The following is a 23,264-nucleotide window of genomic DNA, read 5'->3' as shown; positions in this document are numbered from 1 at the left end:
CTCAATCACTTGAAGCCCAGATCATTTCAGGCCCATATCACTTCAGGATGGTGAAACCCTGCGCCGTGAAGAAGGCGGCCGCCTTGTCGGATTTCAGGAAGTCGAGATAGGCGGATGCATCCGGGTTCTTGCTCTCGGCGAGGATTGCGATCGGATAGATGATCGGCGGGTGGGAATCGGCGGGGAATGTGCCGACGATGGCGACACCCTTATCGGCCGCGGCATCCGTCTGATAGACTATGCCATAAGGCGCTTCGCCGCGCGAGACGAGGGCAAGGGCGGCGCGCACGCTTTCGGCGCCGGCGACCTTGCTTTCCACCGATTTCCAGACGCCGAGCTTTTCGAGCGCGGCCACGCCGTATTTACCGGCCGGAACCGATTTCGGCTCACCCATGGCAAGCTTGCCGCCACCGAGGAGTCCTGCGAGATCGAAACCCTGCTTGATCTCGACTGGCTTTGCCTTGTCCTTTTCCGCCACAAGCACAATCTTATTGCCGACCAGGTTGGAGCGGGTATCGGCCTTGATCAGGTTCTTCTTGGCGAGATACTCCATCCAGTCGAGGTCCGCCGAGATGAAGACATCGGCAGGGGCGGCGTTTTCGATCTGCTTGGCCAGCGCCCCGCTCGCGGCATAGGAAGCGACGGCGTCATTGCCGCTTTCCCTTGTCCAGGCGGCATTGGCGGCGTCGAGCGCATTCTTGAGGCTCGCTGCCGCAAAGATAGTGAGCTTTTCGGCTGCGGCGGCAGGCGTCGAAAGCGCTGTCGCGGCAAGCCAGAGGGCAGAGATCGCGGCGGTTGCCAGCTTCATCCATTGGCGGCGGTTTTGCATGATTTATTCCCCAGCGTTCGAAATATTGCGACGAATATAACGAGCCGCACGTCTTGGCTAGGGATATATCCAAGAGAATATAACCGTATCCGGCGCCCGCGTTCGCAGCGGCGCAATGTTCACGCATTCGTGAGGTGCATGGCTTCCGCTGAAACTGAGATCAGCAGGGTGAAAATACCTGGGAGTCAGTTTGCAAACCGCAGGGACTTCCGGCGGCCGGGACCAGTTCCTTAATTTTTGCTAATAAAAACGGCAATGGGGAAGCCAACTTCACCTTGAGATTTGCATCCTATGCATTGCTGCAATGCACCAATCGATGTTCACCTTTTTGTCGAATATGATAAAACATACTCATCGACACGGCTTCTCCTCCTCCCATAGCCGTTCGATAGGGTCGACAACACTCCTCCTCCCAGTTGTCGATCGAGTTTATAAGCCCGACGGATCTCCTCCCCCGTCGGGCTTTCTCGTTTCCAGGATCTTCTGAAATCAGGCCGGCGCATGCGTCTTGCTGGGCGCGGGGCGCTCTATTCTGCGTCGGCGTGCGACGAGCCGTTGCGGATTGCCGTCGAACTCAGGCCGGAGCGCGGCCCGTGGATGAAGGTCCAGGCCGGCGCACGCTTCTTCCAGAGAACACGCGCGTCATCCTCATCAACACGGGCGAAATCGAAGGTCCTGGCCATTTTCGAGGAGAGGAAGGAGAGCGTCGCGCCCGGCCGATCGATCACCGCGATCGGGAAAGTGCGGGCAATCTCCTGCCATTTCTGCCACTTGTGAAAGGTCTGCAGGCTGTCTGCGCCCATGATCCAGATGAAATGCACATGCGGATTGCGCGCCTTGACGCGGGCAAGCGTGTTGGCGGTGTAGCTGACGCCGAACGGCTGTTCGAAGGCGGTGACCTTGACGCGGGGATCGGCGGCAACACGCTCGCTTTCGGCAATGCGCTCGGCAAGCGGGGCGAGCTGGTTGCGGCTCTTCAGCGGATTGCCGGGGGTGACCATCCACCAGAGCTGGTCGAGGCCAAGCCGCTTGATGGCGATTTCGGCGACGAGCGCGTGGCCCTGATGCGGCGGATTGAACGAACCACCGAACAGACCGACGACCATGCCGCGCTCGCTGTGCGGCATGCGGAGATAGTGCCGGTCCACATTCTCGGTCGTCACGTCAGGGCCGCGTCTGTCCGGCACCATGCACCCGATATTTGAAAGAGGTGAGCTGTTCGACACCGACAGGCCCACGGGCATGCATCTTGCCGGTGGCGATGCCGATTTCCGCACCCATGCCGAACTCGCCGCCATCGGCAAATTGCGTCGAGGCGTTGTGCAGCAGGATCGCCGAATCGACCTCGGTGAAGAAACGCGCGACGACCTCAGGGTCCTCGGCGATAACCGCCTCGGTGTGGTTGGAGGAATATGTCTGGATATGGGCGATGGCGCCCGATATGCCGTCGACGACGGCGACCGAAATGATCGCGTCGAGATATTCCGTCGACCAGTCCTCCTCGGTCGCGGGCTTCATGCCGGGCGCGACCTTCAGCACCGTCGGCGAAGCGCGGATTTCGCAGCCGGCCTCGATCAGAACCTCGAGCAGCGGCGTCAGATGCGTGCCGATCGCGGCGCCATCGACGAGCAGGGTTTCGGCCGCGCCGCAGATGCCGGTGCGCCGCATCTTGGCGTTGACGACGATCTTCTTCGCCATTTCGATATCGGCCGAGGCATCGACATAGATGTGGCAAAGGCCTTCGAGATGGGCAAAAACTGGCACGCGGGCCTCGCTCTGCACGCGGGCGACCAGGCTCTTGCCGCCGCGCGGCACGATGACGTCGATCGCGCCGTCGAGGCCGCGCAGCATGGCGCCGACTGCAGCGCGGTCGGTGACCGGCACGAGCTGGATAGCATGCTCTGGAAGTCCCGCCGCCTTCAGGCCCTCGACCAGGCAGGCATGGATAGCCTGCGATGAACGGCGTGAATCCGAGCCGCAACGCAGAATGACGGCATTACCCGCCTTGAGGCAGAGGGCGCCGGCATCCGCAGTGACGTTCGGCCGGCTTTCGAAGATCACGCCGATGACGCCGAGCGGGGTGCGGACCCGTTCGATCTTCAGCCCGTTCGGCCGGTCCCAGGCAGCGATGACTTCGCCGACCGGATCGGCAAGGGCGGCGATGGCGCGGATTCCCTCGGCCATTTCGGCAACGCGCTTGTCGTTCAGCGTCAGCCGGTCGACGAAGGAAGCGAGCATCTCGGTGCCTTCGATGCCCTTCAGGTCCTTGGCGTTCTCGGCAAGAATATGCGCCTTGTTCGCCAGGATCGCATCGGCCATGGCATTCAACGCGCTGTTCTTGGCCTCAGTGGACGCAAAGCTCAGTGGTCGTGCTGCAGCCCTTGCCTTGCGGCCGATGTCGTTCATCAGCACGTCAATGTCAGGGCTTGGCGCAACGGTATCAAGCATAGCTCGCGTCCTTCTTCTGCCTTTCCGATTTCGAACCGACCTGTGCGGTCATCACCATGTCGTCGCGATGGACCATGGCGGCGCGCCCGGCATAACCGAGAATGGCCTCGATCTCCGCCGACTTGCGGCCGGCGATCCGACGGGCGTCGTCGGCATCGTAGCTTACCAGGCCGCGGGCGATCTCGCGGCCGGCCGGGCCGATGATCGCCACCGTATCGCCGCGGCTAAAGAGGCCGGAAACGCTGCGCACGCCGGCTGGAAGCAGGCTCTTGCCGGCCCCGAGGGCAACGACGGCGCCGTCATCGACATGCAGTTCGCCGGCCGGCTGCAGCTGCCCGGCAATCCAGGTCTTGCGGGCGGTAACCGGTGTGCCCGATGGCGCGAACCAGGAGGAACGCGCGCCGTTTTCGATCGCCGACAGCGGATTGTCGGTCTTGCCGGAGGCGATGATCATCGCGCAGCCTGATGCCGTCGCAATCTTGCCGGCATCGATCTTGGTGCGCATGCCGCCGCGCGAAAGTTCCGAAGCGGCTCCGCCGGCCATCGCCTCGATCTCGGGGGTGATTTCGGCAATCATCTCGAGGAACGTCGCGTTTGGATCGAGATGCGGTGGTGCGGTGTAGAGGCCGTCGATATCGGAGAGAAGGATGAGCAGATCGGCGCCGGTCATCGTCGCAACACGAGCGGCCAGCCGGTCGTTGTCGCCATAGCGGATCTCGCTGGTGGCGACGGTGTCGTTCTCGTTGATGATCGGCACGGCGCCGATCTTCAGGAGCTGATTGATGGTGGCGCGCGCATTGAGATAGCGGCGGCGCTCCTCGGTATCACCGAGCGTCAGCAGGATCTGGCCGGCGACGATCTCGTCGCGCGACAGGCTTTCCGACCAGGCGCGCGCCAGCGCGATCTGGCCGACGGCAGCCGCAGCCTGGCTTTCCTCCAGCTTCAGCGCACCCGAGGGCAGGTCGAGCACCGAGCGGCCGAGCGCGATTGCGCCCGAGGAGACGACGAGCACGTCGATGCCCTTGGCTTTCAGGCCGGAGATATCGGCGCACATGGCGTCAAGCCAGGCCTTCTTCAACCCGGCCTTGCGGTCGACCAGAAGCGCGGAGCCGATCTTGATGACGATGCGGCGGTAGCGGCCAAGCGGCTTACGGCTGGTCATCGTCCTCGTCCCCACCCTTATCCTCGCCCTCATCGGTGACGACCATGTCGCGATGGCGCAGCTTCGGCACCTTGGCCGGCTTCTCCTCGGTATTGGCTTCGACGATGATGTCGCGGAGTGCGCGCAGCACCTCGGTCATGCCCTTGCCGGTGACGGCCGAAATCTGGAACGGCGTCTTGCCGCAGGCCTTGGCCAATTCCTTGGTCTTCTTCTTCAGTTCGGCATCGTCGAGCACATCGATCTGCGACAGCGCCACGATCTCCGCCTTGTCGGTCAGCTCGTTTCCATAGGCTTCGAGCTCGTGCTTGACCGTCTTATACGCCTTGCCGACCTTTTCCTCCTGGGCCGAGATGAGGTGGAGCAGCACGCGGGTGCGCTCGACATGGCCGAGGAAACGGTCGCCGATGCCGACCCCTTCATGGGCGCCTTCGATCAGGCCCGGAATGTCGGCAAGAATGAATTCGCGCTCGTCGATGGTGGCGACGCCGAGATTGGGATGCAGCGTGGTGAAGGGATAGTTGGCGATCTTCGGCCGGGCGCGGGTGACGGCAGCCAGGAAGGTCGACTTGCCGGCATTGGGCAGGCCGACGAGGCCGGCATCGGCAATCAGCTTCAGGCGCAGCCAGATGGTCTTTTCCTCGCCGGGCAGACCGGGATTGGCCCAATCCGGCGCCTGATTGACCGAAGTCTTGAAATGGGCGTTGCCGAAGCCGCCATTGCCGCCATGAGCGAGACAGTAACGCTGGCCTTCGACAGTCAGGTCGCAGATCAGCGTTTCCTGATCTTCCTCGAAGATCTGGGTGCCGACCGGAACCTTGAGCGTCACGTCGCTGCCATTGGCGCCGGTGCGGTTTCTGCCCATGCCATGGGTGCCGATCGTCGCCTTGAAATGCTGCTGATAGCGGAAATCGATCAGCGTGTTCAGGCCGTTGACGGCCTCGACCCAGACGTCGCCGCCGCGCCCGCCGTCACCGCCATCCGGGCCGCCGAACTCAATGAATTTCTCGCGTCGGAAGGAAACGCTGCCGCCGCCGCCGTCCCCGGACTTGATATAGACCTTTGCTTCGTCGAGAAATTTCATTTTACTTCCAATATTCAGTGGCAGTTGGACGGCCCGTCTTGGCCCATTCGATATAGGCGGTTCCGACGGAGGTCAAAGATTATCGTGAATTTTGCGAGCTATAACATACAGTACGGCTTCGGTCTCGACGGCAGATACGATCTGGCGCGGATTGCCCGGAGCCTCGAGGGAGCCGATGTCATCGCGCTGCAGGAGGTGACCCGCGGTTTCTCCCGCAACGGTTTTGCCGACATGGTGGCCGATGTTGCAGCCTTCTTTCCCGACTATTTCTGGGTGTATGGACCGGCCTGCGACATGCATGTCGAAGCTGATGAAGGCGGGCTCCAGCCGGTGCCTGGCACCCGTTTTCAGTTCGGCAACATGGTGCTGTCGCGCTGGCCTGTTGTCTCGACCCGGACGCTGCTTCTGCCGCGCAGCCGCACGATCGGCAAGATCAACCCGCAGCGCGGCGCAACCGAGGCGGTAATCGCAGCACCCGGCGGGGCGATCCGCGTCTACTCCGTGCATCTCGACCATGTCTCCGCCGACGAGCGCATCCGCCAACTGCAATTCTTGAACGCGCATATCAATGCCTTCGTCCAGGAGGGTGGGTCGCTGACGGGGGGTGGTGAATTCGACCTGCCGGAGCCGCCGCTGCCGGAGGATTATATTATCATGGGTGATTTCAACATGGAGCCGGAATCGCCGGAATATTGCGCGCTTGCCGGTGCTGGCGGCGGATATTATGGACGTGTCGCCAGGATCGGCACGCCGATGGACGCCTTTGCGGCGCTCGAAGCCTATCGCCCGGGGAGCTACAGCTGGATGGATCCCGAAGATCACGGCAAACGCATGCATCTCGATTATTGTTTCGTCAGTTGTGGCTTGCAGAGCCGATTGAAATCCGCCCGGATCGATACGCAATCCGAGGGCTCCGATCACTTCCCAGTATGGGTGGAAATCGTTGATTGAGACGCCGCCGGTGCGGCGACGTCTCGAGTTTGATCAGGCGACCTTCCGCGGCTGCAGCATGCCCGGCTGCAGCACGGTTTCGATGTGCGACACCATGGTGTTGCGGGCGAAACAATAGATTTCGCCGCAACCCGTCATGTGGAAACCGAGCTTCTCCTGCAGTCGCAGCGAAGCCGGGTTGTCGGCGAAGACGCCGGAATGGATCGGCGTCTCCGGCATGCGGCGCGAGAAGCGCTCGATGATGGCCGCCACTGCCTCGCTCATATAGCCGCGCCGCCAGTAATAGCGGTTCAGCCAGTAGCCGAGGTGCCAGCGACCGTGGCGCAGCTCGATCGAGACGTTGCCGATATGGACATCGTCCTTATCGGTGATCGCCAGCGGCCAGTCGGGCAGGGTGCCCGAGGTGACCGGGATCAGCCAGTCCAGCGCATCCTGCCGGTCGAACGGCGCGGGTACGCGGGACAGCATGCGCGTGACCGCGAAATCGGAGAGCGATTCCGCGATCGCAGGCGCATCGCTCAGCCTGTGGGGGCGGAGCGTCAGCCGGGCGGTCGAGATAACAGGCGCGGGGCCGGGCATCATCGGCTTGACCTCAGGCCTTTGCAGCGCAGTCGTGCTCATGCGATGTTCCCCCAGCTTCGGAGAGACATCCAGGTCTTGCGGTCGAGCCTGTACCATTCGACCGGCACGTTGCTGCCGAGCGCCAGCGAGGCGGCGAGCCCCGATCCCTGGAACTGGAAGCCGCACTTCTGGATGACGCGGCGCGAGGCGACGTTCATTACCCGGCAGCGGGCATCGATCTGATCGACGTCCTGGCGGGTCCTGAACACCATATCGACCAGGGCATGGCAGGCCTCGGTCGTATAACCCTTGTTCCAATAGGGCTCGCCCAGCCAGTAACCGATCTCGACGGTTCTGCCGTCCGCATGCGGCTCGACGCCGCAGCAGCCGATAAAGGCGCCGTTTTCAGCCTTGGTGATCGCATAGACGCACTTGCCAATATCGCCATTTTTCGTGCGACGCACGAAGTCAGCAGCATCATCGGCGGTATAAGGGTGCGGCATACGCGATACCATGGTGGCGACTTTGGCGTTGTTGGCGAGATGGGCAAGGGCGTCGATGTCATCTTCGTGGGGCGCGCGCATCACGAGCCTTTCCGATAACAAGACAGGGCAATCGGTCCTTAACCGTTCCGGCCTCAGCCGTTCTTCGGAAGACCGCTGGTCTTCCCGGGGCGACCGTGATTGGTCTGCCCTTAACAATTCGCCTTGCATGGTTCAGTCCTCCTTGAGGGGTAAAGAAAAAGGGGAGATGGCGCCCCATCTCCCCTGTTTTCTAGACTGAACCTGATACGGCCAGCCGGGTCGATGAGACGCCGGCTGTTTTTGAGCGCTACCGGCTTATTCCGCTGCTTCCGCTTTCGGCATGACAGACACGTAGACGCGACCGTTGGCCTTCGTTCGGTAGTTCACATTGCCGGCGGTAAGTGCAAAAATCGTGTGATCCTTGCCGAGGCCGACGTTGGAACCCGGATGCCACTGCGTCCCGCGCTGACGCACGAGGATGTTGCCTGCGATGACGGCTTCGCCGCCGAACTTCTTCACGCCAAGGCGCTTGGATTCGGAATCGCGACCGTTGCGCGAGGAACCGCCAGCTTTTTTGTGTGCCATTGGAGTTCTCCTTTAAACCTTGTCCCGTTGATCTTACTTGGCAGCCACGATGTCCGTGATACGGACGACCGTGTGATGCTGACGATGGCCGCGCGAACGCTTCGAATTCTGACGGCGGCGCTTCTTGAAGGCGATGACCTTCTTGCCGCGGTTCTGTTCGACGACTTCTGCCTTGACAGAGGCGCCGGCTACGAAGGGCGCACCGATCGCAGCGTCGGCGCCTTCGCCGATCACGAGCACTTCGGTGAATTCAATGGAATCGCCAGCGGTGGCTTCCAGCTTTTCGATGGTCAGCACGTCGTTGGCTGCCACACGGTACTGTTTACCGCCGGTCTTGATGACTGCGAACATTTTTTATCCTTTCATGTTCGTTCCAGCTCTCCTCGCCGATTGAGCAAGGTGGCCGTCTTTTTATCAGTCGAAGTTAAGCAGGGATTTCAGAGGACTAACCTCGAACTCTTCCTGCCGGTGAAGCGCCCCACGCAAACGCAGGACGAGCTGGGCACGGATTTCTCCAAACCTATTGCGCAGCCGAGATACGCGAGTGACAAAAAGCTGTCAAGGCAAAAGGATGGAATGGTTCGACTTTTCGGCTTGCCAGCCTGTCATTTGCCCGTTATGAGAACGCCCGCGCCGAACAAGCGCCGACCAGACCGCGGAGAGGTGGCAGAGTGGTCGAATGCACCGCACTCGAAATGCGGCATACCTGCAAGGGTATCGTGGGTTCAAATCCCACCCTCTCCGCCATAAATTTCCCGGGATTATTAACGTTTGAGATTACCGGGAGATTGCCGTGACCGGCGGTCAGAATCGCATGCATTCCACGGCCGCACCAGAGCCGTTCCCGAATCAAAACATCGCGCACTGCTTGCGCTGATTCTGCCCGATATCCATTGAGCGAAACAGGCAGGAGACAAATGTACCTGGGTGGCTCTTGGTGCGGGATCTCGTCAGTTACCCAGCACCTTCTTCACCCAGGCGCCAACCTCATCACCGCTGCTCATATCTGCCTGCGCCAGCCCATCGATCATGAAGGTCGGCGAGACGTGAATGCCGTTCTGCCGGGCATATTTGCAGTGCCACTTGATCTCCCGGTCGAGATCCGGGATTGCGAAGGCTTCTTTCAGCTTGACGCCGCTGTAGCGTTCCAGGCGCTCGATGATCTGGTTCGGCGTCACATCCATATTCGGGCCGACGGCATGACGCTCGAATTCGAACTCCTCCCGATGAGCCGCGACGGCGGCCATCACTTTCTTTGCTGTCTGCTTGCCGCCTTCCAGCGTCGAGGCCGCGATGATGCAACGGACGATCACGCCCGAATACATATGCCAGGGCTGCGACTGCAGGCGGATCTTCACGGTGATCTTGTCCTCGCCGGCCCGGCTCAGCAGTTCTTCGAACTTGTTGAACGCTCTGACCGAGTAGGGGCAAGTCGGCTCCAGAAAGGCTTCGAAGATGCGGGGTCCAGTGCCCCAAGTCAGCGGATCTGCATGCCAGGAAGTGGTCGTCATGGAATTCCTCTCTGAGGGTAAGGTATCCGGAGCAACTTAGGTCACCAGGCTCCAGAAGCCATGCTTCTTGCCGTGCCGACGTTTGAGTTCCGCGACATAGAGGTCATGGGACCTGGTGTTGCCGAAGTCATCGATATGAGGCGCAAAGGATGCACAGTCCGCCAGATGCCTCGCCGCATGCTTATAGCGGCCGGACCGGCCGCTATCGAGCGCGAAATCGATCATGGAGCGCAAGACAATGGTGACCGCGAGCGGATGTTTCTCCGCCAGAGCTTCGGCCGCCAGCGTCATCAGCTCATAGAGATTGCCATCCAGTTCCGCCTTCCTGCTCACTACAAGTTTTGCCGCCTCGGCAGGCGCCGGCCAGTTGAGAAAAAACGCAAGTGCCTGGTGGACGTCAGGAAAAGCCCGAACATGGACAAATGCCTTCTCCTCGGCCTCGATATCGTCGAAATCGGGCAGCCGCCTGAGGAAAGCCTTGAGGTGCTCGCCATGCAGTGACTGCTCGAAGCATGTCCATCTATAGGTCTGCGCCTCCTCTGCACGCCCCAGGGCCTCGAGCGTCTCAACGCGCGCGCGCTGCCATTCGAATGGCATGTCGGCCCAGCCTCTCCTGTCGGCCTCATCCAACGTCTCAAGCGCTTCCTTCGCCCGACCGGCCGAGACCAGACGATTGGCGATGTCGGCAGCTATCATCGGCGCCTTGCGCGCGTCCTCGGGGTGTTGGCCAATGTAGGCATCAACATCGCCCTGGGCGTCGGCAATTTCCTGCAAGGCTATGCGCACCGTCAGATCTCGCTGAGTGCGGTCGATCTCATCTTCGTAAAGGGGGCCTGCGCTGCCCCAGCCGATGATCTCGCGCTTGTCCTCCGCCGGCTTGTCTTTCGGCTCCTTGGACCATTGGATGAAGAGGGTTTTCAGGCAATCGAGACCATCCTTGCCGAGAGCTGGCGCCATCGCCGCAATCAGGTTGTCGTACTGGCCGTAACCATCGTCTTGCACGGCTTTGAACACCTTCTCGGCCAGGACATTGGCGTCGATCTTGGCGGACGCGGCGATTGCGGCAGCATCCTCGCAAGCCTGATGAAAACTTTGGATGACAGAACCGCTGCTCTCGTTGGATCTCTCAAAGATCGAATTCGCCAGGGCGAGGAACTGCCATATCAGTTCGAAAGCCTCCTGGGGATCATCGGCGGCAACCGTCTCTGTGATCGTCTTGCGCTGCGTTTCCAGGTCGCTCTTCAGCGCCTTCACTTTGCGCCAGTTGATGAGGGTGCGAGCGCGGGCGATGCTGGCAAGCCGTTTTCGTACCTCACGCGCGACCTCGGCGCTGCCGTGATTGCCGGCAAGCTCCATTCGAAGCCGTCGCTTGTGGGCAGCACTGCCCATGCTGATCTCGACCAGCAACTCGGCAAGGCGCTGCGCACCAAGGGATTCAAGATTCTTCGCATTGAGTGTTGTCTTGGCTGCCATCGGTCATCGCTATCGTTTCTGCGATGACCCTACCCTGCAGGCGGTACGAGGCCAAGGTCCGGGAATGTGCACAGGGATAATCCTCTGTGCCTCGCTATTAGCTAAAAACTAACGCTGCCTCGTAACGACTCCTAAAGCCGGTTTTGGCACCTTGTTGCCTGTCGAATATTGCTTCCAAATTTCTCGCTGGGGTTGATTATGAGTCATAACAAAGACGCCTGGGTCAGCCAGCGCGCTTATTCACTATGGGAATCGGAAGGCAGGCCGGATGGGCGTGGGGAAAGCCATTGGGCGCAGGCGCTGAGGGAGTTCGAGCAGCTGGAGCTGACGAAGGCCTCGCCTGATGGAAACGATCTCATCGAGAAGCTGAAGGCAGCCGGGCGGCTGATGCGGATCTATGACGAGGCGGCGCCCGCCGTTGAGAACGACCGGCAGATCAAGGCGGCTCGCTAGGCCGTATTTTTCAATCCCTGGGTTGCCGAAATATTCTGCGGCATTCCAGGCGGACGATCGGCCTTGCCGGCAGGCGTCTTGCCACCTCGACGAAACCGGCATCCAGAAACATCGACAGCGTACCCGGATAGAGCTCGGCTCCGTTCGAAGCACGGGCTGCCTGATCGACAGGGTAGGCTTCGAGACATTCGGCGCCGTTCGCGCTTGCGAATTCGACGGCGTGTTTCAATAACAATCGCGACAGACCCTGCCGCCGGAACGGCTTGCGGACGATGAAGCAATTGATCGACCAGACCGGCTTGTCATCCACCGGCGCAAAGGGTTTTGAACGGCGCAGCCGGTCGAACACGACGCGCGGCGCGACACCGCACCATCCGGCCGGCTCGTTCTCATGATAGCCGAGAATGCCGGGTGCACGCCGTTCGGCGACGAGGCTTCGGAACCAATTGCGATTTCCCTCGCCCCATTCCGCCTTGTAGTCGGCATTCGGACGATACCAGTAGGCGCAGCGACAATTCCGGCCGTCGGCGCAATCGTCGAAGACCGCTTCGATATCGGCCAGGCGGTCGGTGGTTGCGGGGAAGAAGGAGTAGCGATCCTGCATCCGGGCAAATTATGGCGCGGGCGGGTGATCGGCAAGCAGTCGCCCGTGCCGGCCGATCAGCCGCGGCGGCCCTCCAGCTCGAAATGCTTATTCTTTAGCGGCCGACGTCGTCCGGCTGTCGCCGCCGGTCGGCATTCGCCGGCGTGCGGCTCGCCCTGACGCTACTGGCGTGCGGCCCAGCTCAGGCCACGTCGCAGGATGAGGGGCATGTAGGGATGGTCGAATTCGGCTGCGACATGGCCGAGGGCGGAATAGAAGATGCGGCCGGCGCCGAAATGGCGCTTGAAGGCGACGGGCATCACGACATTGCGGGCTGCCGGATCGTAAGCGCCGGTGAAGGTGGTGGTCGCAAGGATTTCGACGGTCGGATCATAGTGGAGATAATATTGCTCCGAACGATAGTCGAAGTCGGGAATACCCTCCATGACGGGATCGTCCTGGCGGGTGACGGCGACGCGGAAGTCGATGATATTGCCGGGATGGGCGACCCAGGTGACGCCGGAGACATAACGGAAAGGCGCGCTCTCCTTGAAGGATGTGGCGAGTGCGCCGTGATGGCCGGCAAGCCCGAGCCCGCCGCGCACCGCATCGACGAGGGCGCTAGCATGAGGCTTTTCGAGCGTTTCGCCGGTGATGATGGGCACCAGCAGATCGGCCTTCGCCAGCGTCGGAGATCCGAAAATGCCGAGATCGCCGGTTACCTCGACCGCAAAATCGTCCTCGCGCAGAAGGTCGGCGACGATATGAGCGCATTGCTCCGGTTCATGACCTTGCCAACCGCCCCAAACGATCAATGCCTTCCTCATTCGCGCTCTCCCTGCCTGATGGCTGCAGACCGTTGATCATCACATGGTGGTACAAGCCCCTTAGATCGCGCGGTTATGCAAATCACGCGAATAATTCATGAATATTGCGGGTCCGGCACACATCGCCCGGACGGGCGGCTTCGGCATTTGACGTATTGTCCGTTTGCGCCGATCGCAGTTCCTTCTTTTTATTGACGTGTATCTCGTTTAGGCTTCTCCCATCTCTCGTGAACAATAGGGTGGTGTATGGCAGGTGAAACGGTTCTTGTCGTCGGCGGCGCCGGCTATATCGGCTCGCATACGTGCCTCGACCTGGCGAACAAGGGCTATAGGCCTGTCGTCTTCGACAATTTTTCGAACGGTCATCGTGAGTTCGTCAGATGGGGGCCGGCCGAGGAGGGCGATATTCGCGATCGCGCCCGGCTGGATGAGGTGTTGGCCAAGCACAAGCCGGCGGCGATCCTGCATTTCGCGGCGCTGATCGAGGTCGGCGAATCGGTCAAGGATCCGGTTTCCTTCTACGAGAACAATGTGATCGGCACGTTGACGCTGCTTTCGGCGGCACAGGCGGCCGGCATCAACGCCTTCGTCTTCTCCTCGACTTGCGCCACCTACGGCCTGCCGCAGAGCGTGCCGCTCGACGAGACGCATCGGCAGGTGCCGATCAATCCCTACGGGCGAACGAAATATATCGTCGAACAGGCGCTTGCCGATTACGACCAGTACAGGAGCCTGCGCTCGGTGGTGCTGCGCTATTTCAATGCGGCCGGCGCCGATTTCGAGGGCCGGATCGGCGAATGGCACCAGCCGGAAACGCATGCGATACCCCTGGCGATCGACGCGGCACTCGGCCGCCGCCAAGGCTTCAAGGTGTTCGGCAGCGATTACGAGACACGCGACGGTACCTGTGTGCGCGACTATATCCATGTGCTGGATCTCGCCGATGCGCATGTGCGCGCCGTCGAATATCTGCTGAAGGGCGGCGATTCCGTCGCGCTCAATCTCGGCACTGGCACCGGCACGACAGTGAAGGAATTGCTCGGCGCGATCGAAGAGGTGTCGAACCGGCCTTTCCCGGTCGAATATATCGGCCGGCGCGAAGGCGATTCGCATACTCTGGTCGCCAATAACGACAAGGCGCGCGACGTGCTCGGCTGGGTGCCGCAGTATGATCTGTCTGAGATCATCCGCTCCGCCTGGGACTGGCATGCAAAATCCAACCAGCATTGAGAAGGCGCGCCGGCCGAACGTCCTGATAATCACGGCGGACCAGTGGCGCGGCGATTGCCTGTCAGCCGTCGGCCATGCCTGTGTAAAGACGCCTGGTGTCGATGCGCTGGCGCGGGAAGGCACGCTCTTCCGGCGGCACTATGCCGGCGCGGCACCCTGCTCGCCGGCGCGTGCCACGCGCTATACCGGTCTCTATCAAATGAACCACCGGGTCTGCCGCAACGGTTCGCCGCTCGACGCTCGCTTCGACAATCTGGCGCTGGCGGCCCGGCGGGCGGGATATGACCCGACGCTGTTCGGTTACACGGATACGGCGCCCGATCCGCGCGGGATGGATGCCGGCGATCCGCATCTGACGACCTACGAAGGCGTGCTGCCGGGTTTTACGGCCCGCCAGCTTCTGCCCGAGCACGAAAGACAATGGCTCTCCTGGCTACGGTCCCGCGGCCATGCCGATGCCGTCAGCCGCGATATTCACATTCCCGTCGGTGCGGAAGCGGGAGAAATTTCAAATGCAGCGCCGGCCTATTCGCGCGACGAGACCCAGACGGCTTTCCTGGCCGGCGAGTTCATTCGCTGGGTGGGCGAACAGGACAGGCCGTGGTTTGCGCATGTCTCTTTCTTGCGTCCGCATCCGCCGTTCTCCGTGCCGGAGCCGTTCAACCGAATGTTCAAGCCGGGGGACGGACCGGTTTTTGCGCGCGCGGCAAACTGCGAAGCCGAACAGGACAGTCATCCCTACCTCGCCTATGCCATGCCACGCTCCGACAAGGGCAGCTTCATTCACGGTGCAACGGGGCCGCTCAGCGACTGGAACGGCGAGGATTTCGCTGCGATCCGGGCGATCTATTACGGCATGATATCAGAGGTCGATGCGCAGCTCGGCCGTATCTGGCAGGCCCTCAAGGATGCGGATGCCTGGGACGATACGCTTGTTGTCTTCACCTCCGACCACGCCGAGATGGCGGGCGATCACTGGACGCTCGGCAAGGGCGGTTACTTCGACGGCAGCTACCATATTCCGCTTGTCATTCGCGATCCCGCAAGCAGTGCTGCGGGTGGGGTCGTCGACAAATTCACCAGCGCTGCCGATATTTTTCCGACACTTTGCCAAAGGCTCGGCGTCGACGCGAAGAACGGGTTCGACGGCCGGTCGCTCATGCCGTTTGTCAAGGGTGGCAGCGGACAGGGCTGGCGGGACGCGGCATTCTGGGAGTTCGATTTCCGCGACATTGCGCATGGCGAGGCCGAGCGGCATTTCCGGCTGCGGTCCAATGAATGCAATCTCGCGGTGATCCGCGACGCGCGGTTCAAATATGTGCATTTTACCGCATTGCCGCCGCTCCTCTTCAATCTTGCCGATGATCCGATGGAGCTCGACAATGTCGCGGCGGATCCGGCCTATGCGGCGATAAGGCTCGACTATGCCGAGAAGCTGCTGTCGCTCCGAGCACGGCATCTCGATCAGACGCTCGCTTATACCGAACTGACGGAAAGAGGGCCGGTGACCCACCGGCCCTGATGTTAGTCTAGCCGAGCCGAACTAGGGTTCAGCCGAGATAATCGCGCTTGCCGATCGGAGCACCCTGGCTACGCAGGATGGCGTGGGCCGTCGCGACGTGGAAGTAGAAGTTCGGCAGGGCGAAGGTGGCGATGTATTCGTCACCCGGCAGCACGATACCACTCTTTCCCGGCAGGGTGATCTGGCGGGTTTGCGTGCCTTCCAGTGCTTCCGCCGAGAAGCCGGCGAGATAGGCTTCGGTCTTTGCCAGACGCCCACGTAGGTCGTCGAACGTCGTTTCGTTGTCCTCGAACTTCGGGGCGTCGGTCGCCGTCAGGCGGGCGAGCGCAAATTTGGCGGTGTCGCTGGCGCGCTGATACTGGCCGGAGAGCGGCAGCATGTCGGGCGCAAGGCGAGCGGCGACCAATATGACGGGATCAATATTCTTTTCCTTCGCATAGGCTTCGGCCTTGTCGAGGTAGGTTTTCAGGCTGGCGAGACCGCGCTGGAACATCGGAACGGTGAGGCGATACATCGAAATGGACATCTGTCCTGTCTCCAAAATCTTCAAATGATTGGGTCGCGGCGAGAGGTCGAAGGCGTCTGCGGCCGTGAGCCTGTCTTCGACCCTGCATAGATGGATGCTCGTTTCGTCTTTCACAACACCGGCAATGCGGGCCTCGGTCCTGAAGCCCGCACGGCATTGCGCTCTCATCCATATCTTGACGCCGCTAAAGATACTTGACGCCGCTCCCAGAAAATGGAATGAATATTCCGAAGAACGGATTTGACGGTTTGTTTGTTCCGTTTTTTTGTGGAGCGCCGCGGGAGAGGTGGCGCGGGGAATTGCGGCTTCAGAGCAAATGCCTGGGGCTCCGGCGTGAGGAGGGTGCAGCCGGGCACCGCTTTGTGGAGGAAGTAAAATGAAAAAGTTTATCCTGGGCACTGCGATGGCGCTCGTCATGTCGACGGCGGCTCACGCGGAAACTGTCGGCGTCTCGATGGCGAAATTCGACGACAATTTCCTGACGGTTCTGCGCAACGGCATGACCGATTATGCAAAGACACTCAGCGGTGTGACGCTGCAGGTCGAAGACGCACAGAACGACGTTTCCAAGCAGCAGAGCCAGATCCAGAATTTCATCGCCTCCAAGGTCGATGCAATCATCGTCAACCCTGTCGATACCGATGCAACCACGGCAATGTCGAAGCTCGCGGCCGATGCCGGCATTCCGCTGGTTTACGTCAACCGTCAGCCGGTCAACGTCGACACGCTGCCGGACAAGCAGGCCTTCGTCGCTTCCAACGAGCAGGAATCCGGCACGCTGGAAACCAAGGAAATCTGCCGCATTCTCGGCGGCAAGGGCAAGGCCGTCGTGATCATGGGCGAGCTCTCCAACCAGGCTGCGCGCATGCGGACCCAGGACGTTCATGACGTCATCAAGACGGATGAATGCAAGGGTCTGGAGATCGTCGAAGAGCAGACGGCGAACTGGGACCGCACCCAGGGTGCCGACCTGATGACCAACTGGCTCTCCAGCGGCATCGAATTCGACGCCGTGATCTCCAACAACGACGAAATGGCGATTGGTGCCATCCAGGCGCTGAAGGCAGCCGGCAAGGATATGACCAAGGTCGTCGTCGGCGGCGTCGACGCCACGCAGGACGCGCTTGCCGCCATGCAGGCGGGTGATCTCGACGTCACGGTGTTCCAGGATGCCGCCGGCCAGGGCAAGGGCTCGCTCGATGCAGCGCTCAAGCTCGCCAAGGGCGAAAAGATCGACAAGAAGGTCTACATTCCCTTCCAGCTCGTGACGCCCGCCAACGTCAAGGACTTCGTCACCAAGAACTGAGGCGAAGGCCAAGCAGGATGCGGGCAAAGCCCGCATCCTTTTCGCCTACCCGTATCCGGAGGAGATGATATGGCCGTCAGCCCGACAACCATGGCCGCCGTGCGCGCGAGCGGCGCAGTTCCGAATGCGGAATATCTCTTGAGCGCCGAGGGCGTCCGCAAGGAATTTCCCGGTGTCGTCGCCCTCGACGACGTGCAGTTCCGACTGAAGCGCGCCTCCGTGCATGCGCTGATGGGCGAAAACGGCGCCGGCAAATCGACGTTGATGAAGATCCTCGCCGGCATCTACACGCCCGATAAGGGCGATATTCGCTTGAAGGGGATCGAAATCCAGCTGAAATCTCCGCTCGACGCGCTGGAGAACGGCATTGCCATGATCCATCAGGAACTGAACCTGATGCCGTTCATGACGGTTGCCGAAAATATCTGGATTCGCCGCGAACCGAAGAACCGCCTCGGTTTCATCGATCACGGCGTGATGCACCGCATGACCGAGGAGTTGTTTACCCGGCTCAATATCGCAATCGATCCTGATATCGAGGTCCGGTTCCTGTCGGTCGCCAACCGGCAGATGGTCGAGATCGCCAAGGCGGTTTCCTATAATTCCGACGTGTTGATCATGGACGAACCGACTTCGGCGCTGACTGAGCGCGAGGTCGAGCATCTTTTCCGTATTATCCGTGACCTCAGGGCCCAAGGCATCGGCATCGTCTACATCACCCACAAGATGAACGAGCTCTTCGAGATCGCCGACGAGTTTTCCGTCTTCCGCGACGGCCGATATATCGGCACGCATGCCTCAACCGACGTCACCCGCGACGACATCATCCGGATGATGGTCGGGCGCGAGATCACCCAGATGTTTCCCAAGGAAGAGGTGCCGATCGGCGAGGTCATGCTCTCCGTCAAGGATCTGTGTCTCAACGGCGTTTTCAAGAACGTCTCCTTCGAGGTCAGGGCCGGCGAAATCCTCGGCGTGGCCGGCCTGGTCGGCTCCGGCCGGTCGAACGTCGCCGAAACGCTGTTTGGCGTGACGCCGGCAAGTTCCGGCTCGATCGAGCTCTACGGCAAGCCGGTGACCATTTCTTCGCCGACCGAGGCCATCCGCAATCGGATGGCGTTCCTGACCGAAGACCGGAAAGATACCGGCTGCCTGTTGATCCTCGATATTCTCGAGAACATGCAGATCGCCGTTCTGCAGGACAGATACGTCAAGGGCGGCTTCGTGCAACAGGGCGCAGTCGAGGCAACCTGCGAAGACATGGCAAAAAAGCTGCGCGTGAAAACGCCCAATCTTTACGAGCGGGTGGAAAATCTTTCGGGCGGCAATCAACAGAAGGTGCTGATCGGCCGCTGGCTGCTCACCAATCCGCGCATCCTCATCCTTGACGAGCCGACGCGCGGCATCGATGTCGGCGCCAAGGCGGAAATCCACCGGTTGGTCGTGGAGATGGCGCGAAACGGCGTGGCGGTGGTGATGATCTCGTCCGAGATGCCCGAGGTTCTCGGCATGAGCGACCGCATCATGGTCATGCACGAGGGACGCGTGACCGGTTTCCTCAATCGCGACGAAGCAACGCAGATAAAGGTGATGGAGCTGGCTGCGCAGTGATGCGTCGACGGCGATCGTCCAAGGGAGGTTTGACATGACTACCAAGGCAGCAGAGAGCGCGGCTCCGCTCGCAACCCGGCAAAGGCGGCGGCGCATACCGACGGAACTCAGCATTTTCCTCGTGCTTGTCGGCATCGCACTCATCTACGAAGTGCTCGGCTGGATGTTCATCGGCCAAAGCTTCCTGATGAATTCGCAGCGTCTGACGATCATGATCCTGCAGGTCTCCGTCATCGGCATCATCGCCGTCGGCGTCACGCAGGTCATCATCACCGGCGGCATCGACCTTTCGTCAGGTTCGGTCGTTGGCATGACGGCGATGATCGCAACGAGCTTTGCCCAGTCCTCGACCTGGGGACGGGCCGTCTTTCCCTCGCTGACCGACCTGCCGGCTTTCGTGCCCATCGTCGTCGGTCTGCTGATCGGGGCGGCGGCCGGCCTCGCGAACGGCGCGCTCATCGCCTACACCAAGATCCCGCCGTTCATTGCCACGCTTGGTATGTTCGTTTCGGCCAGAGGCGTGGCGAAGTGGTATACAAAGGGACAGCCGGTTTCCGGGATCACCGAGCAGTTTCATTTCATCGGAACGAAAGCCTGGCCGGTTGTCGTCTTCCTGGTCGTTGCACTGATCTTTCATATCGCGCTGCGCTACACCCGCTACGGCAAGTTCACCTATGCCATCGGCGCGAATCCGCAGGCCGCGCGTGTTTCCGGCATCAACATCGAGGCGCATCTCGTCAAGGTCTATGTGATTGCGGGATTGCTTGCCGGCCTTGCCGGTATCGTCACGGCGGCACGTGCGGAAACCGCTCAGGCCAGCATGGGTGTCGGATATGAACTTGACGCGATCGCCGCGACCGTCATCGGCGGCACTTCGCTCACCGGCGGTGTCGGGCGCATTACCGGCACAGTCATCGGCACCATCATTCTCGGCGTCATGACCTCCGGCTTCACCTTCCTCAGGATCGACGCCTATTACCAGGAGATCGTCAAGGGCCTCATCATCGTCGCGGCTGTTGTCATCGACGTCTACAGACAGAAGAAACGCCGCAAGCACTAATTTCCGGCAGCGTGATCCGATAGTTTTGCGGGGGCCTCGGCCCCCGTTCCGTTTTGAGAGCATGATGCCGAACAGTGTGAGCGGTTTTCGGACGGCATCACGCTCTAACTATTTAACTTAGAAGAGCATTCAGATTTTAAGCCGATCTGGCCGAAAATCATCCTGTTCCAGCGTCGATGACGGATTTTTAAAAAAAGAGGTGGCGAATTCCGTCAGCTTTTCTATTCTGCCGCTTCATTCGCCCGCTCGGGCAGCGCAGGAAGACAGATGCAATTCGTATTTGACGGTCACAACGACGTTCTCCTTCGACTCTGGACACATTCAAAAGACGGCAGCGACCCGATCGCGGAATTCGCAGACGGCACGACGGTCGGCCATATCGATGCGCGTCGCGCCAGAGAGGGCGGTCTTTCGGGCGGTCTCTGCGCCATCTACATTCCCTCGGGCGATCTCGTCTTTGCCGATCCGGATGCTAACGGTCGCTATATCACGCCGATGGCGGCACCTCTTGATCCGCTGCCTTCCCTTGCCATCGCCAATGAAATGGCGGCGATCGCGCTGCGGCTCGACGAGGCTGGCGCCTGGCGGCTCTGCCGGACGGTGAAGGATATCCGCGGCGCCATGGCGGATAACATTTTTGCCGCCGTCATGCATATGGAAGGTTGCGAGGCGATCGGCGCCGATCTCTCGGCGCTCGAGGTATTCTACGCCGCGGGGCTGCGGTCGCTCGGGCCGGTCTGGAGCCGGCACAATGTCTTCGGTCACGGCGTGCCCTTCGCCTTCCCAATGTCGCCGGACACGGCGCCCGGCCTGACCGATGCCGGCTTCGCACTGGTCAGGGAATGCAATCGCCTCGGCGTCCTGATCGACCTTGCTCATATCACCGAGAAGGGTTTCTGGGACGTGGCGAAGACGACGGATCAGCCGTTGGTCGCCACTCATTCCAATGCCCACGCCCTGACGCCGGTCGCGCGCAACCTGACAGACAGGCAGCTCGATGCGATCCGCGAAAGCTGCGGGCTCGTCGGCATCAATTATGCCACCGCCATGCTGCGTGCCGACGGCCGCTCGGACAGCGATACGCCGCTTACCGACATGATCCGCCATATCGACTATCTCGTGAACCGCATCGGCATCGATTGCGTGGCGCTCGGATCGGATTTCGACGGGGCCACCATTCCAGAGGAAATCGGTGATGCGGCTGGCAATCAGAAGCTGATTGCCGCTCTCAAGGAGGTTGGCTATGCTGATGCCGACCTCGCAAAACTTGCCCGTGAAAACTGGCTTCGCATTCTGGCCCAAGCTTGGCGGGAGGACCGCGCCTAAGCCTTTCCTAATCCAATCAAAAAACAGGGGAACAGACCATGATGATGACCAAACTCAGCCGCAATTTTCGCATGCTATCCGCCGGAGCCGCGCTTTCGCTCCTGATGATGGCGGCACCCGCCGCCTTCGCCGAGACGCCGAAGGATACGCTGGTCGAAGGATTCGCCATCGACGATATCATCACGATGGATCCGGGCGAGGCTTTCGAGCTTTCGACGGCTGAAATCACCACCAACAGCTACAGTCTGCTTGTTCGTCTCGACATGGATGATACGTCGAAGGTGAAGGGCGATCTGGCCGAGAGCTGGAGCGTTTCCGATGATGGCCTCACCTATACGTTCAAGCTGAAGTCAGGCCTGAAATTCGCCTCCGGCAACCCGGTCACCGCCGAAGACGTCGCCTGGTCCTTCGAACGCGCCGTCAAGCTCGACAAGAGCCCGGCCTTCATCCTCACCCAGTTCGGCCTGACCGGCGACAATGTCACGGAAAAGGCCAAGGCGGCCGATGCCGGCACTTTCGTCTTCACGGTCGACAAGGCCTATGCGCCGAGTTTCGTGCTCAATTGCCTGACGGCAACCGTCGCGTCGGTCGTCGACAAGAAGCTGGTGCTTGAGCATGTGAAGGCCGTGACGCCGGATGCCGAGCACAAATACGACAATGATTTCGGCAATGAATGGCTGAAGACGGGCTATGCCGGCTCCGGCGCCTATAAGCTGCGCGAATGGCGCGCCAACGAAGTCGTGGTGCTGGAGCGCAACGACAATTACTATGGCGATAAAGCCAAGCTCAATCGCGTCATCTATCGCTACATGAAGGAAAGCTCGGCCCAGCGGCTGGCGCTCGAAGCAGGCGACATCGATATCGCCCGCAACCTCGAGCCGGGCGACATCGACGCCGTTGCGAAGAATGCCGATCTGGCGACAACGAGTGCGCCGAAGGGCACGATCTATTATGTCAGCCTGAACAACAAGAACGAGAACCTGAAAAAGCCGGAAGTTCAGGAAGCCTTCAAATACCTGGTTGACTACGATGCGATCGGCGCAACGCTGATCAAGGGTATCGGCGAGATCCACCAGACTTTCCTGCCGAAGGGCCAGCTCGGCGCGCTCGATGAGAATCCCTACAAGCTCGATGTCGCCAAGGCCAAGGAACTGCTCGCCAAGGCCGGCGTACCCGATGGTTTCTCGATCACCATGGATGTGCGCAATACGCAGCCGGTGACGGGCATTGCCGAATCCATGCAGCAGACGCTGGCGCAAGCCGGCGTGAAGATGGAAATCATCCCCGGCGACGGCAAGCAGACGCTGACCAAGTACCGCGCCCGCACTCACGACATGTATATCGGCCAGTGGGGTTCGGACTATTTCGACCCGAATTCCAATGCCGACACCTTTACCGGCAATCCCGACAATTCCGATGCAGGCACGGTGAAGACGCTCGCATGGCGCAACACCTGGGAAGCGCCGGAACTCGACAAGCAAGCCAAGGCCGCACTTCTCGAACGCGACGCCGCCAAGCGCGCCGCCATATATCAGGACATCCAGAAGAAGTACCTGGCAAACAGCCCCTTCGTCTTCATCTTCCAACAGACCGAGGTGGCTGGCTACCGCAAAAGCGTGAAGGACTTCAAGTTGGGTCCGAGCTTCGACACCAATTTCGTCGGTCCGATCGCCAAGGAATAATCCGGCGGGATTG

General features: G+C 60.7%; 23 protein-coding genes and 1 tRNA gene. 10 read left to right on the top strand and 14 right to left on the bottom strand.

The window, feature by feature from the left end; translation table 11 throughout:
• Positions 1-37 precede the first annotated feature (37 nt).
• The 5 genes from modA to obgE all read right to left on the bottom strand — a co-directional run bounded on the left by modA (position 38) and on the right by obgE (position 5,520).
• A complete protein-coding gene (gene modA / locus U5G49_RS21625) occupies positions 38-829 on the bottom strand; it encodes a molybdate ABC transporter substrate-binding protein (protein ID WP_193444538.1) in 792 nt (263 codons plus the stop codon).
• 527 nt (positions 830-1,356) lie between these two features.
• Positions 1,357-2,019 carry a nicotinate-nucleotide adenylyltransferase gene (locus U5G49_RS21620; protein ID WP_018244108.1) on the bottom strand — a complete coding sequence of 221 codons (663 nt, stop codon included), beginning with the start codon at positions 2,017-2,019 and terminating at the stop codon, positions 1,357-1,359.
• Complete coding sequence (locus U5G49_RS21615; protein ID WP_193444539.1) at positions 1,994-3,277, bottom strand: glutamate-5-semialdehyde dehydrogenase; 1,284 nt, start codon at positions 3,275-3,277, stop codon at positions 1,994-1,996. The genes U5G49_RS21620 and U5G49_RS21615 overlap by 26 nt, the downstream gene beginning before the upstream one ends.
• The gene (gene proB, locus U5G49_RS21610; RefSeq protein WP_193444540.1) at positions 3,270-4,439 is read right to left on the bottom strand and encodes a glutamate 5-kinase; all 1,170 of its coding nucleotides are present in this window, start codon (positions 4,437-4,439) and stop codon (positions 3,270-3,272) included. Before proB ends, U5G49_RS21615 begins: the two co-directional genes overlap by 8 nt.
• On the bottom strand, positions 4,426-5,520 hold the full coding sequence (gene obgE / locus U5G49_RS21605) for a GTPase ObgE (protein ID WP_193444541.1): 1,095 nt from the start codon (positions 5,518-5,520) through the stop codon (positions 4,426-4,428). The genes proB and obgE overlap by 14 nt, the downstream gene beginning before the upstream one ends.
• Positions 5,521-5,604: 84 nt before the next feature.
• Here obgE and U5G49_RS21600 point away from each other — a divergent pair, with 84 nt between their 5' ends.
• A complete protein-coding gene (locus U5G49_RS21600) occupies positions 5,605-6,471 on the top strand; it encodes an endonuclease/exonuclease/phosphatase family protein (protein WP_193444542.1) in 867 nt (288 codons plus the stop codon).
• A 33-nt stretch (positions 6,472-6,504) separates the two neighbouring features.
• Here the strand turns inward: U5G49_RS21600 and U5G49_RS21595 are convergent, their stop codons facing one another.
• The 4 genes from U5G49_RS21595 to rplU all read right to left on the bottom strand — a co-directional run bounded on the left by U5G49_RS21595 (position 6,505) and on the right by rplU (position 8,492).
• Positions 6,505-7,092, bottom strand: a complete 588-nt coding sequence (locus tag U5G49_RS21595; RefSeq protein WP_018448360.1) for a GNAT family N-acetyltransferase — start codon at positions 7,090-7,092, stop codon at positions 6,505-6,507.
• The gene (locus tag U5G49_RS21590; RefSeq protein WP_193444543.1) at positions 7,089-7,745 is read right to left on the bottom strand and encodes a GNAT family N-acetyltransferase; all 657 of its coding nucleotides are present in this window, start codon (positions 7,743-7,745) and stop codon (positions 7,089-7,091) included. The genes U5G49_RS21595 and U5G49_RS21590 overlap by 4 nt, the downstream gene beginning before the upstream one ends.
• Before the next feature lie 126 nt (positions 7,746-7,871).
• A complete protein-coding gene (gene rpmA, locus U5G49_RS21585; RefSeq protein WP_003567620.1) occupies positions 7,872-8,141 on the bottom strand; it encodes a 50S ribosomal protein L27 in 270 nt (89 codons plus the stop codon).
• A 33-nt stretch (positions 8,142-8,174) separates the two neighbouring features.
• Positions 8,175-8,492: a 50S ribosomal protein L21 gene (rplU, locus tag U5G49_RS21580; protein ID WP_193444544.1), complete on the bottom strand. Its 318-nt coding sequence runs from the start codon at positions 8,490-8,492 to the stop codon at positions 8,175-8,177.
• Between the two features lie 306 nt (positions 8,493-8,798).
• On the opposite strand from rplU, the gene U5G49_RS21575 reads away from it, so the two are divergent.
• A tRNA-Ser gene (locus U5G49_RS21575) sits at positions 8,799-8,888 on the top strand.
• Between the two features lie 203 nt (positions 8,889-9,091).
• Here U5G49_RS21575 and U5G49_RS21570 read toward each other — a convergent pair.
• Positions 9,092-9,652: a DsbA family protein gene (locus tag U5G49_RS21570; RefSeq protein WP_193444545.1), complete on the bottom strand. Its 561-nt coding sequence runs from the start codon at positions 9,650-9,652 to the stop codon at positions 9,092-9,094.
• Positions 9,653-9,688: 36 nt separating this feature from the next.
• Positions 9,689-11,125, bottom strand: coding sequence for a DUF6880 family protein (locus tag U5G49_RS21565; protein WP_193444546.1), 1,437 nt, complete (start codon positions 11,123-11,125; stop codon positions 9,689-9,691).
• A gap of 198 nt (positions 11,126-11,323) precedes the next feature.
• Here U5G49_RS21565 and U5G49_RS21560 point away from each other — a divergent pair, with 198 nt between their 5' ends.
• On the top strand, positions 11,324-11,578 hold the full coding sequence (locus U5G49_RS21560) for a DUF2934 domain-containing protein (RefSeq protein WP_018448355.1): 255 nt from the start codon (positions 11,324-11,326) through the stop codon (positions 11,576-11,578).
• Between the two features lie 10 nt (positions 11,579-11,588).
• Here the strand turns inward: U5G49_RS21560 and U5G49_RS21555 are convergent, their stop codons facing one another.
• Positions 11,589-12,182 carry a GNAT family N-acetyltransferase gene (locus U5G49_RS21555; RefSeq protein WP_193444547.1) on the bottom strand — a complete coding sequence of 198 codons (594 nt, stop codon included), beginning with the start codon at positions 12,180-12,182 and terminating at the stop codon, positions 11,589-11,591.
• 161 nt (positions 12,183-12,343) lie between these two features.
• Positions 12,344-12,988 (bottom strand): ThuA domain-containing protein, encoded by a 645-nt coding sequence (locus U5G49_RS21550; protein ID WP_193444548.1) that lies wholly within the window; start codon positions 12,986-12,988, stop codon positions 12,344-12,346.
• Between the two features lie 246 nt (positions 12,989-13,234).
• On the opposite strand from U5G49_RS21550, the gene galE reads away from it, so the two are divergent.
• Positions 13,235-14,218: a UDP-glucose 4-epimerase GalE gene (gene galE, locus U5G49_RS21545; RefSeq protein ID WP_018517028.1), complete on the top strand. Its 984-nt coding sequence runs from the start codon at positions 13,235-13,237 to the stop codon at positions 14,216-14,218.
• Complete coding sequence (locus U5G49_RS21540) at positions 14,196-15,740, top strand: alkaline phosphatase family protein (protein WP_193444549.1); 1,545 nt, start codon at positions 14,196-14,198, stop codon at positions 15,738-15,740. Before galE ends, U5G49_RS21540 begins: the two co-directional genes overlap by 23 nt.
• A 28-nt stretch (positions 15,741-15,768) precedes the next feature.
• Here U5G49_RS21540 and U5G49_RS21535 read toward each other — a convergent pair whose 3' ends face one another.
• Positions 15,769-16,266: a DUF1993 domain-containing protein gene (locus tag U5G49_RS21535; protein WP_193444550.1), complete on the bottom strand. Its 498-nt coding sequence runs from the start codon at positions 16,264-16,266 to the stop codon at positions 15,769-15,771.
• Between the two features lie 376 nt (positions 16,267-16,642).
• Between U5G49_RS21535 and U5G49_RS21530 the strand changes: the two genes are divergently transcribed.
• From U5G49_RS21530 to U5G49_RS21510, 5 genes are all read left to right on the top strand, one after another.
• Positions 16,643-17,572: a sugar ABC transporter substrate-binding protein gene (locus tag U5G49_RS21530; RefSeq protein WP_018244093.1), complete on the top strand. Its 930-nt coding sequence runs from the start codon at positions 16,643-16,645 to the stop codon at positions 17,570-17,572.
• Between the two features lie 69 nt (positions 17,573-17,641).
• On the top strand, positions 17,642-19,183 hold the full coding sequence (locus U5G49_RS21525) for a sugar ABC transporter ATP-binding protein (RefSeq protein WP_130653295.1): 1,542 nt from the start codon (positions 17,642-17,644) through the stop codon (positions 19,181-19,183).
• A 34-nt stretch (positions 19,184-19,217) separates the two neighbouring features.
• Positions 19,218-20,243: an ABC transporter permease gene (locus U5G49_RS21520; RefSeq protein WP_018244091.1), complete on the top strand. Its 1,026-nt coding sequence runs from the start codon at positions 19,218-19,220 to the stop codon at positions 20,241-20,243.
• Between the two features lie 267 nt (positions 20,244-20,510).
• Positions 20,511-21,569, top strand: coding sequence for a dipeptidase (locus U5G49_RS21515; protein ID WP_193444551.1), 1,059 nt, complete (start codon positions 20,511-20,513; stop codon positions 21,567-21,569).
• 38 nt (positions 21,570-21,607) lie between these two features.
• The gene (locus U5G49_RS21510) at positions 21,608-23,251 is read left to right on the top strand and encodes an ABC transporter substrate-binding protein (RefSeq protein WP_047620217.1); all 1,644 of its coding nucleotides are present in this window, start codon (positions 21,608-21,610) and stop codon (positions 23,249-23,251) included.
• The last annotated feature ends 13 nt before the right edge of the window (positions 23,252-23,264 follow it).

The sequence above is a fragment of the Rhizobium indigoferae genome, assembly GCF_034554815.1.
In the GTDB taxonomy this organism is placed as follows: domain Bacteria; phylum Pseudomonadota; class Alphaproteobacteria; order Rhizobiales; family Rhizobiaceae; genus Rhizobium; species Rhizobium leguminosarum.
Note: the sequence above shows the minus strand (reverse complement) of the source record. Positions and strands in the feature narration are given on the sequence as shown.